The organism is Desulfamplus magnetovallimortis, assembly GCF_900170035.1.
GTDB lineage: Bacteria > Desulfobacterota > Desulfobacteria > Desulfobacterales > Desulfobacteraceae > Desulfamplus > Desulfamplus magnetovallimortis.
In genome coordinates this window covers 161,846-172,965 of the sequence record NZ_LT828552.1, presented here as the reverse complement: position 1 = coordinate 172,965, position 11,120 = coordinate 161,846, and the positions used below count along the sequence as shown (strand labels likewise).

The 11,120-nt window shown below is 40.7% G+C and carries 9 protein-coding genes and 2 tRNA genes; 3 read left to right on the top strand and 8 right to left on the bottom strand.

All coding sequences use genetic code 11. The features are described from left to right. The coding region (locus tag MTBBW1_RS19525; RefSeq protein WP_145980997.1) for a tyrosine-type recombinase/integrase at positions 1-291 on the top strand (291 nt) is incomplete at its 5' end. Between the two features lie 69 nt (positions 292-360). Here MTBBW1_RS19525 and MTBBW1_RS19520 read toward each other — a convergent pair. From MTBBW1_RS19520 to trkA, 4 genes are all read right to left on the bottom strand, one after another. Continuing rightward, a tRNA-Glu gene (locus MTBBW1_RS19520) sits at positions 361-438 on the bottom strand. Positions 439-459: 21 nt separating this feature from the next. Continuing rightward, positions 460-535 (bottom strand) — tRNA-Lys (locus MTBBW1_RS19515). A gap of 151 nt (positions 536-686) precedes the next feature. Beyond that, positions 687-2,135, bottom strand: a complete 1,449-nt coding sequence (locus MTBBW1_RS19510) for a TrkH family potassium uptake protein (RefSeq protein ID WP_080806213.1) — start codon at positions 2,133-2,135, stop codon at positions 687-689. A gap of 2 nt (positions 2,136-2,137) precedes the next feature. Next, positions 2,138-3,502 (bottom strand): Trk system potassium transporter TrkA, encoded by a 1,365-nt coding sequence (gene trkA, locus MTBBW1_RS19505; protein ID WP_080806211.1) that lies wholly within the window; start codon positions 3,500-3,502, stop codon positions 2,138-2,140. 444 nt (positions 3,503-3,946) lie between these two features. On the opposite strand from trkA, the gene amaB reads away from it, so the two are divergent. Beyond that, positions 3,947-5,479: an L-piperidine-6-carboxylate dehydrogenase gene (amaB, locus tag MTBBW1_RS19500; RefSeq protein ID WP_080806209.1), complete on the top strand. Its 1,533-nt coding sequence runs from the start codon at positions 3,947-3,949 to the stop codon at positions 5,477-5,479. Between the two features lie 372 nt (positions 5,480-5,851). Here amaB and MTBBW1_RS19495 read toward each other — a convergent pair whose 3' ends face one another. The 4 genes from MTBBW1_RS19495 to MTBBW1_RS19480 form a co-directional block, all read right to left on the bottom strand. Beyond that, positions 5,852-6,469 (bottom strand): Uma2 family endonuclease, encoded by a 618-nt coding sequence (locus tag MTBBW1_RS19495; protein WP_080806207.1) that lies wholly within the window; start codon positions 6,467-6,469, stop codon positions 5,852-5,854. A 16-nt stretch (positions 6,470-6,485) separates the two neighbouring features. Beyond that, the gene (locus tag MTBBW1_RS19490) at positions 6,486-6,968 is read right to left on the bottom strand and encodes a type 2 periplasmic-binding domain-containing protein (RefSeq protein WP_080806204.1); all 483 of its coding nucleotides are present in this window, start codon (positions 6,966-6,968) and stop codon (positions 6,486-6,488) included. Further along, complete coding sequence (locus MTBBW1_RS19485; protein WP_080806201.1) at positions 6,965-8,314, bottom strand: hypothetical protein; 1,350 nt, start codon at positions 8,312-8,314, stop codon at positions 6,965-6,967. Before MTBBW1_RS19485 ends, MTBBW1_RS19490 begins: the two co-directional genes overlap by 4 nt. Positions 8,315-8,776: 462 nt before the next feature. Further along, the gene (locus MTBBW1_RS19480) at positions 8,777-9,694 is read right to left on the bottom strand and encodes a MurR/RpiR family transcriptional regulator (protein WP_080806199.1); all 918 of its coding nucleotides are present in this window, start codon (positions 9,692-9,694) and stop codon (positions 8,777-8,779) included. A gap of 264 nt (positions 9,695-9,958) precedes the next feature. Here MTBBW1_RS19480 and MTBBW1_RS19475 point away from each other — a divergent pair, with 264 nt between their 5' ends. Continuing rightward, positions 9,959-10,885, top strand: a complete 927-nt coding sequence (locus MTBBW1_RS19475; RefSeq protein ID WP_080806243.1) for a Gfo/Idh/MocA family oxidoreductase — start codon at positions 9,959-9,961, stop codon at positions 10,883-10,885. Positions 10,886-11,120: the final 235 nt, after the last annotated feature.

Below are 11,120 nucleotides of genomic sequence, written 5' to 3'. Positions count from 1 at the left end.
TTTGCCGTAAGACAACACTTTATGAGAAAAGTCTGTGAGAAAGCAGGGGTAAAACCTTTTGGGTTTCACGCTATAAGGCATTTGTCAGCATCTCTGCTATATTCTCTCGGATACTCTGTGTCTGTTATACAAACAATACTGCGACATAGAAGCCCATCTACCACAGAAAAATATTTGAGAAGTTTTGGTCTGGAAAGTGCTCGGGAAGCATTAGAAAATTTATCCAGAAGCAATGGTAAAAGATCAAATGATGAACCCGATTATGGAAAATTGATGCCCAGAAGCAAATAAAAAAACCGTCCAAGGAGCCGTCAGTTCCTTGAATGGCTTTTATTATTGTGTCTAAGTGCTTGTTATTATTGGCGTCCCCAAGGGGATTCGAACCCCTGTCGCCGGCGTGAAAGGCCGGTGTCCTGGACCGGGCTAGACGATGGGGACGCAAAAAGCTATCTAATTATGTGGTGGGTCGTACTGGGCTCGAACCAGTGACTCTCTGCTTAAAAGGCAGATACTCTACCGACTGAGTTAACGACCCTCAAAAACAAAGGGAATCTACACAATTACTGAACCTGTGTCAACTCTTTTTTTTATGAATTAATATTTTTTTAGTCTATTTTTTTTGGAGTCCTTTTCCTGTAATAAATTAGTTAAAAAAATAAAAAAAGTATAAAAAGAGTTTTGGGAAATTATTTTTTCCAGAATTCAGGTACAAACATGATAATGACAGTATAAATTTCAAGTCTTCCCAGCAACATGCACCATGCCAGAAGCCATTTGGCAGCGCAGGGCATTATGGCAAAATTATCCACAGGTCCCACATCTCCAAACCCCGGGCCAATGTTACCGATACATGCTGCAACAGAACTGAAAGCTGTCACCATATCAACGCCCATGGCAGCCACTGCTATACTGCATATTACAAAGATGCCAATATATAGAGCAAGAAAACCCATGATGCTTCTTAAAACATGGTTGGGGATAACTGCACCATTCATTTTGACTTGTGAAACACTGCTTGGATGTATAAGGGTAAAAATCTCTCGGTAGCAGTATTTAAAGGCAACCATTATACGGGCACATTTCATTCCACCGCCTGTTGAGCCGGCAGATGCCCCGATAAACATGCACAGGAAAAGCAGAACCTGACTCAATCCGGGCCATTTTTCATAGTCCGCTGTTGCATATCCTGTTGTGGTCACAAGGGAGACTACCTGGAATGATGCATATTGGAATGCCTTTCCAATGGTGTCGTAAACAGAACCATAGATATCAAATGCAATTAAGAAGGTGAAGCCAAGGCATAGAAACATGAAAAAACGGCACTCTGAATCCCGCCAGAATATCAATGTCTTTCCGCGCAGCATTTGGTAGTGCAAAGAGAAGTTTATGCCCGCAAGTAGCATGAAAATTACAATTACATAATCAATATATGCACTGCTGTAATGGGCAACAGAGGCATTTTTTGTGGAAAAACCACCTGTTGGCATGGTTGTTAATGTATGACATAGAGCGTCATAGAAGTTCATGCCGCCAAAAAGAAGCAGAATAACCTCCAGCGCTGAAATAAGGATATAGACATACCAAAGTATTTTTGCTGAATCTGTCAGCCTTGGAGTAAGTTTATCAGGAACAGGACTTGGAACTTCAGCTTTGAAAAGTTGCATACCTCCCACACCGAGAAAAGGCAGAATAGCAAGGGATAGAACAATTATACCCATACCTCCCAGCCACTGTATCAGGCTGCGCCAGAAAAGAAGGCTTGGGGATACACCTTCGATATTTGTCAGTATGGATGAACCTGTTGTGGTGAATCCTGAGACAGATTCAAAGAAGGCATCTGTAAAACCTGAGCCTGCACCTCCAAAATAGAAAGGCAGACCTCCGAAAAGTCCAATAATTGTCCAGCTTAAAGCCACAATTGCCATGCCCTCACGCTGGCTTATGTATTCAATTGTGGTTCTTTTGGCAACAAGATAAAAAATTCCTCCAAAAAATATCGTAATCACCATGGAAACAAGGATAGCAATGTGGGAGTTATCTTTGTATATCATGCTGCACAGGAGTGGAAAGATCATTGAAAATCCAAGGAAAACCACAAGAATACCAATGATTTTGGAAACATATTGCCATCTCATATTTAAAAAAACTCCAGCTTGACGGTGAGCATTTTTTCAAGTTTGGAGACAGCCTGACGCCTGGCAAAAATTATAATTTTATCACCATGCTCCACAATACTCTCTCCAGTGGGGATCATTATTATATCATTGCGGATGATTGAGACAAGAATTGCTCCTTTTGGAAAGGCAATTTTTTTAAGGGGCTTGCCGGTTATGGCTGATGTCTCAAGGGCCATTGCCTCAATCATCTCTGCCTCTTCCCTAAGAAGGGAAACAGCAGTAAGAACTTTTCCTTTTCTAACATCATGGAGGATAGTGCTTATTGCAGAAAGGCGCGGGCTGACAACTTTTTTAAGGCCGATTGTTGACATTAATGGAAAATAGCTGAATTTGCTAACCTTTGTAATGGTTGTGTGGGCTCCAAGGTTTTTTGCAAGAAGGGAGACTAAAATATTGGTCTCTTCATCATGGGTAAGGGCAATAACAACATCTGTGTCTCTTACGTTTTCGTCAATGAGCAGCTTCTGGTCAGAACCGTCTCCGTTAAGTACAATGGTTTTGTTCATTCGTTCAGCAAGGAATTTGCATCTTGCCATATCTGATTCAATTATTTTTGTCTGAATGGCCTGTGACTCAAGGGATTTTGCAAGGCGATGACCGATTCTTCCGCCGCCAACAATCATGACCCTTTTTACAGGCCGAACATCTTTGTCAAAAAGACGTAAGGTCTCTTCAAGGCGGCCATGCTCACATATAAAATAGATAAGATCTCCTGGTTCAAGGATATGGTGACCCCTTGGGACAATAAGCTCCTCGTTTCTTACCACTGCAGCAATCAATGGCCTTGATTGACCGAACATTGCTCCAAAATCCATGAGTTTGACACCTGACATGGGGGATTTTTCATCCAGAACAAGTCCAACAAAAATAACTCTACCACCGGCAAGCTCGCCCATATCAACGGCACAAGGTACCTTCATCAGGCGTTGAATGGTGTTGACAACCTCAATCTCCGGATTTATGACAGTATCAATATATGGCGCTTCCTTTTTAAACATCTCATGGTAGTCATCATAGTCCGAGCTTCGTATGCGTGCCAGTTTCTTGGTGGCAGGTGAAAGCATATTGGCCACAAGACAGGCAACAAGGTTTGATTCGTCACTGTTTGTTACAGCAAGTAGAATTTCTGCTGATTTGATTCCAGCCTCTTCAAGTACGGTGGGAGAGCTTCCTGATGCATTGATAACCTGCACATCCAGGTTTTCTGATACCCGACGTAAAGAATCGGGATCTTTGTCAATTACCACCACATTTTTATTTTCAGATGCAAGACGGCTTGCAATGTGATAGCCTACTTCTCCTGCTCCGACAATTATTACTTTCAAAGTATGCTCCTGTATCAGATAGTTGAATTTGCCTGGATTTCCTTTATTGGGGGTTGTACAATTACCAGGTTGGAACGATGTGGCTTGCAAGTTTACCTGTCTATATTACAGGTTATACATCCCAGGAAGGGATAGTGGAGAATAGCACACATGGGGAGGCTGAACAAGCGTGTATATCAAACACTTTTTTATGCCGCTGATTCAGGTGTTATTTGTGGTTATTTTTATGGCATTAATGGTTATTGAAATTTAATTATGAATTAAAACTGATATTTTTTAAAATTAATATCAATAATAGAGATATAATTATTTTTAATAGAGTCAATAGGTTATAGTAAAATTATAATTTGATTAAATTTTTGATTTAATATATACTGACACCTTAATCAAAGTTCAAAATAAGCAGTGAAGGCATTACATAACATTCATTAAAAAGGAGTCAACATGCATTTTCTTCAGGAACTTGGTATTAAGGATAAAAATTACGGTGCTTCAACAGGAATTGAATGGAACACAACCTCTGATCAAGGGGAGCTGAATATCATCTCTCCAGCAGATGGAAAACATATTGCATCTGTATGGCTTGCCTCAAAGGAAGATTATGAAAACATCGTCCTTAAAGCCTATGCTGCTTTCAAGGAGTGGCGCATGGTTCCTGCTCCCAAACGAGGAGAAGTGGTAAGACAGATTGGCAATGCTCTAAGGGAGCACAAAAAAGCTCTTGGAACTCTTGTGTCATATGAGATGGGTAAATCCCTCCAGGAGGGGTTAGGAGAGGTTCAAGAGATGATTGATATCTGTGACTTTGCTGTTGGGCAGTCCCGCCAGCTCTACGGAGCAACAATCCACTCTGAAAGGGAGCATCATCGCCTTTATGACCAGTACCATCCCCTTGGAGTTGTGGGGATTATAAGTGCATTTAATTTTCCAGTTGCTGTATGGTCATGGAATGCCATGATTGGAGCTGTTTGCGGAGATACCAACATATGGAAGCCATCATCAAAAACCCCGCTTACAGCCATTGCTGTCCAGAATATCCTAAAAGTTGTGATTGAATCCAACAATCTTCCGGAAGGTCTTTTTTCACTTATAGTTGGCAGAGGTTCTGATGTTGGTGAAGGAATGCTAAATGACAGAAGATTACCCCTTATCTCCATAACAGGCTCAACCAGGGTTGGACGACATGGGGCTGAAGTTATCTCCAGACGATTTGGACGTGCCATACTGGAACTTGGCGGAAACAATGCAATTATTATTACACCATCTGCTAATCTGAAGCTTGCACTTCCTGGAGTTGTCTTTTCAGCCGTTGGAACTGCCGGACAACGCTGCACAACAACTAGACGCCTTATTCTTCATGAATCCATCTATAATAAGGTAAAAGAGATGCTTATAAATGCCTACAAAACAGTAAGAATAGGTAACCCAATGGATGAAAGCAACCACATGGGACCTCTTATTGATAAGGGAGCTGTCAAGGATTATCTAAATGCCATAAAAGCCCTTAAGGAGCAGGGAGGAACAGTGCTGACAGGGGGGGAGGTTCTTGAGGGAAAAGGTTTTGAGTCAGGATGCTACGTTACTCCTGTTGTTGCCGAAGCCCAAAACAATTTTCCAATAGTACAGGAGGAGACCTTCGCTCCTATTTTGTATTTGATCAAATATTCGGGTGATGTGGAAAATGCAATTGCCATAAACAACGATGTAATGCAGGGTCTCTCTTCTGCCATTTTTACTGACAATCTTCAGGAATCAGAGATGTTCCTTGCCCATTGCGGTTCAGATTGCGGCATCGCAAATGTTAATATTGGTACATCAGGAGCAGAAATCGGCGGAGCTTTTGGCGGAGAAAAGGAGACTGGAGGAGGAAGGGAGTCAGGTTCAGATGCATGGAAAGGCTACATGAGACGGCAGACAAATACCATCAATTACGGAAAGGGATTGCCCCTGGCACAGGGAATCAAATTTGATATATAGATTTATCATTTTCATAATAGTGTTTTTGCAATGTTTGTTTGTCGGGTAAAAAATACGCCTAATCTTTCCATTGTCTGAAAAACTCAAAATCGACATCTTATTGCTTTTTAAGAAGTTATTGCAGTTGTCTGAACCAGGATAACCAGGATGGATAGGATGCTCAGGATAGATAATCCTGCCTTATCTTGTTAATCTTGGGAATCCTGATTCAGACAGTGTTGACAAGGCTTACAAGATAATAGGTGTCGACTTTGAGGAAAAAACACCCGACAGTTTAAACCTTAATAAGCAATATTTGGTGCCTCAGTAGAGACAAGGGATGCGGCGCCTCAGTAGAGGTAAGGGATGCCTTGTCTCTACTGTAATGATGGATCAATCTGTGATTCTGACATCTTTTTCCTGTGCTGCTGATTTGAATTCAACCTTATAGTAGATATCTGAAAGCATAAGTTCGCAATCAACAGGAGATGTTTTGATCTTTTGTTCCATCTTTTCGTATGATGAATAGATCCAGCTACCATTATCACTTTTGTAATATTTTTCCACCTGGCAGTGGTTCTGGGATACAAGTATATACTCCTGAAGTGATGGGATAAGGCGGTAATGAAGAAATTTTTTGCCCCGATCATACGCTTCTGTGGAGTCGGAAAGAATTTCAATTATTACAAGAGGATTTAGCAATGTATCAAGCCCGTTTATCTTCTCAAGCTCAATATCATGACAGGCAATGACAATATCAGGATAGGTGTACTTTTCTATGGCTTCAATTTTAACCCTCATATCCCCAATGAAGTTTTCGCATGGAGAGTGTTTTAGTTTGTTTATCAACTCTCCGGAAATGTTTCTGCTGATGCGGTTATGAGTCAGACTTGCCCCTGTCATGGCAAATATTTCACCGTCAAAATACTCGTGCCTAATCTCTGAGTCCATTTCAAAATTAAGATATTTTTCAGAAGTCCAATAGAGCTTTTCCTGTGGTTTGGCATTCATGGCATTTTCCTGTTAACTATTGCCTCAGCATTAGAACAACTTTTACAGACTCATCGACACTTTGGGCATTGATATAGCCAATGGCATGGGGATTTGTACGAACAACGTCAACAACAGAAGATGAGTCGTCAAATTGAATGGGCGGCTGAACTGCTCCGCTGAATTGCAGCCTTGCCCAGTATGCATTGAGGCGCTTCAGGGTCATGCCGTTAAGCAGGCGGAAAAAGATTTCCCTTAATTTGCAGTTAGAATCTCTCTCCAGCACAACCACTTTACTGCCATCCGGAAATGAACGGCGTCGTCCAAGATATATATCTGAAATTTCCTTTGCGCTGAGTTGGTTGCTTGGATTGTCCAGATTAACAATAACAGCAACTTGTTCAATATTTTCAGCATTAGCTTCAACGGTTTTAAAATCCACATTCCCATTGACGGCAATGGGCATAATAGTGGAAAAAACCGTTATTATCACAAGAAATATGTTTTTTAAAAATTTCAAAAGATAAACTCCAGATTCACAGTCAACACATTAACGTCAGTTTCCTCATTGACATGTTTATCTCCGCCATACCACAACCCGTAACCATGATCATTTATAATGGTATGATCCCACTGAAGCTTGACCGAGGCTCTGTTGTGGAAGTCCCAGCGGGTACCAAGGGAATATGTCTTCTGATCAATGCGGGTATTGTTGATAATGGAGGCAGCCATGTTTTGAAGTTGTTCCTGCCCAATCGCACTCCAGTCATTTAGAGGTTCTTTAAGGGCGTTTCCAGCCAGGATTTTGCTGAAAACAGCGTAGGGTGTAAAGTCCCCAAAACGATGTCCAACAGAGAGATATCCCATTTCACCGTGGGGGAGAACATCTGCTGAAGATGTTGATCTGGCAAGCTCCCCCTGAATTACCCATTCGCCACTGTCATATGCCATTCCAAGTGTCAGATATAAAACATCAGCTCCCTCAAAAGCCAGCTCTTCTGCAAGGGATGCTGCTTCATCTGAGATTGCAGGCATTGTTGATGAAACTGAATTTGAAATCTCTTTAAGGCCACTTATGATGGGCTTGAAAATATCCACCTCATTTTCAGATGAAAAAGTTGAACATCCCAGCTTAAGGGTAAAGGGGCCTGATTGCCTTGAAACTGTCAAACTCATCAGATCCTTTGTTTCAAACTCATATGGCTGATTGTCAATGGGTACGTAGAAACTGTGATATCCAGTCTGGGCCTTTACAGCCCAACGTACAGTACCCTGGTAAATATTCCATGTTGCATCAACTCCATCCACTGAAAAAATGGGGATCCATCCGTAAAATTCAATGATGGGGCGTACCCAGAGATATGCATACCCAATATTTCTTATATCTGACATGAGAAAGGCATCATAGGGTATTCTTCCTGCCCTTATCTTAATATCGGAAAAGGGATGTATAGCCAGAAATGCCGTTTCAATAGCACTTCCCATATCTCTTTTAAATTGATTTCTCAACACCCCTTGCACCATTAGATCAAAATACTCACTGAAACGGTAGTTTGCCTGTATTCCCATTCTGGAATCAATGTTCCACATCCACTCTTCATCATATGGTTTGTATGGATTATCAGGCTCCTGGGATACATCCCTTAAAAAAGACATATCACTTCGATCATCCATGGGCATTCCCAAGGTGCCGTAACCACTTATTGTTAAAGGATAATGTGCGCTTTGCCAGGCCAGACAAACTGGTGTATCAACTAAAAATGCACCAATTGAAGCTGCTGAAAGGGCAATGATAAACAAAAAGAGGACGGTTTTTCTTAATATTTTAATAACGGAATTAACACACTTTTTTTTAGCAGATTTCATCAAAACACCATAAAAAGAAATTATTGCATTGGTTTTTCAGGGAACCCTCATTAACTTAGAGCCAAATAAATTTAAACAGGCTCTTAGTCTGCCATAGCCGTATATATTAAAGTCTCCGTAACTTGATAGTATAGGAATTTCCATTTTTATCCTGCAAAAGCAAGTGGTTATGGAAAAGCCCGCCCGAAGGGCGCTAAGTTCTTGTTTTTTATGAAGACTTTCATCATCAAAATCGACACCTATGATCTTGTAAGCCTTGTCAACACTGACTGAATCAGGATGCCCAGGATTAACAAAGATAAGGAAGGATTATCTATCCTGAGCATCCTATCCATCCTGGTTATCCTGGTTCTGACAACTGCAATAACTTCTGAAAAAGCAATAAAGTGTCGATTTTGAGTTGATATGAAGGATGTCAATAATTTTTACGCTTTTACCCATCAGATAAACCTTGTGACAAAACTACATCTGTAGATTGAACAATATATCATTTTCAAGATAGACCTGTTCAAGCTTTTGCTGATGGGCTTTTAAATCATCACCAAGACGGCTTGCAAGCTCCTGAACAATATATTTGATGACACACAACATGTTTGAGGTGTTGCCGATAAAAGGTATTGAACTCATTGGCACAACAAGATAAAAATTGGCAAACTGGAGCATTGGAGATGTGTCGTTATCTGTGATAACAATGAGGTTGTGACTTTCCCTGCGGATGAATTTGGCAAGTTTAATCAGCTCATTTGGATATCTTGTGGTGGCAATCATAACTACCAGGCTGTTTTTGGGGGCGTTGGCAATGTGATCTATTGTGGTTGTGTCACTTCCCTTTATAATAGAGATGCCTTTTCTAACCCTTGTCAATGACCATCCCATATAGTATGCAAATGTGTAGGAGAGTCTTGAACCTGCAATATATACACTGGGACTCTCCTGCAAGTGTTCCACAATCTGGTTAAGGCTTTTTATATTTATTGTTTCATAAAGATATTGAAGGTTGCTCATCTCCTCAAGCACAACATGATTCAGGCGGTTCATTCCTGGTTTTTGAATTCCCTGGAGATCAGCACGGTCAAGTAGGGTAAGGCCCGTGTCCAGAAAGGCTTTTAATGCCTGCTGGAATTCGCTGTAACCTTTATAACCGCAACTGTCAATGAATCTTATAACTGTGGCTTCACTGGTCTTACATGTTTCTGCAAGCTCCTTAATTGTCATGAAAACCGCTTTTGTTGGATTTTGCATGATGTAGTTTCCGAGTATCTGCCCTTTAGGCGTCAGTGAGTCAAGGCGGCTTATTATATTGGTCATGACTGAATTTGGGCTTGGAGATGGTACTTGCGGGGAGGCTGTTGCTGGAGCTGTGGATATTATTGTATTCATTTTTTGGAGCGTTTCCATGTTAATTGTGCTATAACTTTTCAGGTAAACGGGTTGAGCGCTTTAAGCTTTCTCAAGAGCATTTGTTAATTAACTGTGACATGCAGTTGTTAATTAGTTGTGACATTAATTTGTTAATTAACTGTGGCATGCAGTTGTTAATTAGTTGTGGCAGATGATTATGCCATGGCTGTTTATAGCACATATACTTTTTCAGAAAAATATAAATATTTTAAATTTGCAAAGCATTATACGGAGGATATCATAATGCAAGGTAAAAATTTTGCGTTGATTGGAGCAGCAGGATATGTAGCCCCCAGGCACATGAAAGCCATTAAGGCAACAGGTAATGAGCTTATTGCAGCACTTGATACCAGTGACTCGGTTGGTGTTCTTGATAGCTTTTCCTATGAAGTTGCTTTTTTTACTGAGTTTGAACGATTTGATCGCCATGCAGAAAAGTTAAAACGTCTTATCGAGGATAGAAGGATACATTTTGTAAGTATCTGCTCTCCAAATTACCTTCATGATGCCCATATAAGATTTGCACTGAGAATTGGGGCTGATGCAATATGTGAAAAGCCTTTGGTACTCAATCCATGGAATCTTGATGCGTTGACAGAGCTGGAAAAAGAGACCGGCCGCAGGGTTTACAATATTTTGCAGTTAAGGTGCCATCCATCCATAGTTGCATTAAAGAAAAAAATTGATGATATATGGAGGGCTGGCAGGTCTGAAAAACATGAAATTTCACTCTCCTACATTACGTCAAGGGGCAACTGGTACCACAACTCCTGGAAAGGGGTTATGGAAAAATCGGGCGGTATTGCAACAAATATTGGGATACACTTTTTTGATATGCTGATATGGATTTTTGGAAATGTGGACGGATGTGAGCTTAATATTTCAGAAAGAGACAGGATGGCCGGAAAGATTTCCCTTGATCGTGCAGATGTAAAATGGTCTCTTTCAACCGACCGTAATGATTTGCCCAAAGAGGCTATGGAAAAGGGCATACCCACCTTTCGTTCCATCACAGTAGATGGTGAAGAGATTGAGTTTTCAGGGGGATTTACAGATCTTCACACTCTTGTGTATCAGGAAATTCTGGATGGAAAGGGATATGGAATTGAAGATGCCAGAGCCTCAATTGAACTTGTATCAAAATTCAGGAAGATGCCTGTTACCTCCTGATGGTGATTGTGATGGGATTACAACTATGCATGAAAGTCTTTATATATCAGTATATTATATAGGCTTTTTACCGTGGAAATGACTATCATTTTTATGTTTGGGGGTGATTGATACACAGTCATGCCCGTTTAATAAACTCAAAATCGACACCTTATTGCTTTTTGAGCAGTTATTGAATTTGTCTGAATCAGGATAACCAGGATGAAAAGGATGCTCATGATAAATAATCCTGCCT

Coding starts and splice junctions, on each gene's coding strand:
- MTBBW1_RS19495 (WP_080806207.1), bottom strand. CDS start 6,469: ATGAATGCCAAACCACAGGAAAAGCTCTATTGGACTTCTGAAAAATAT.
- MTBBW1_RS19475 (WP_080806243.1), top strand. CDS start 9,959: ATGCAAGGTAAAAATTTTGCGTTGATTGGAGCAGCAGGATATGTAGCC.
- MTBBW1_RS19485 (WP_080806201.1), bottom strand. CDS start 8,314: ATGAAATCTGCTAAAAAAAAGTGTGTTAATTCCGTTATTAAAATATTA.
- amaB (WP_080806209.1), top strand. CDS start 3,947: ATGCATTTTCTTCAGGAACTTGGTATTAAGGATAAAAATTACGGTGCT.
- MTBBW1_RS19480 (WP_080806199.1), bottom strand. CDS start 9,694: ATGAATACAATAATATCCACAGCTCCAGCAACAGCCTCCCCGCAAGTA.
- MTBBW1_RS19510 (WP_080806213.1), bottom strand. CDS start 2,135: ATGAGATGGCAATATGTTTCCAAAATCATTGGTATTCTTGTGGTTTTC.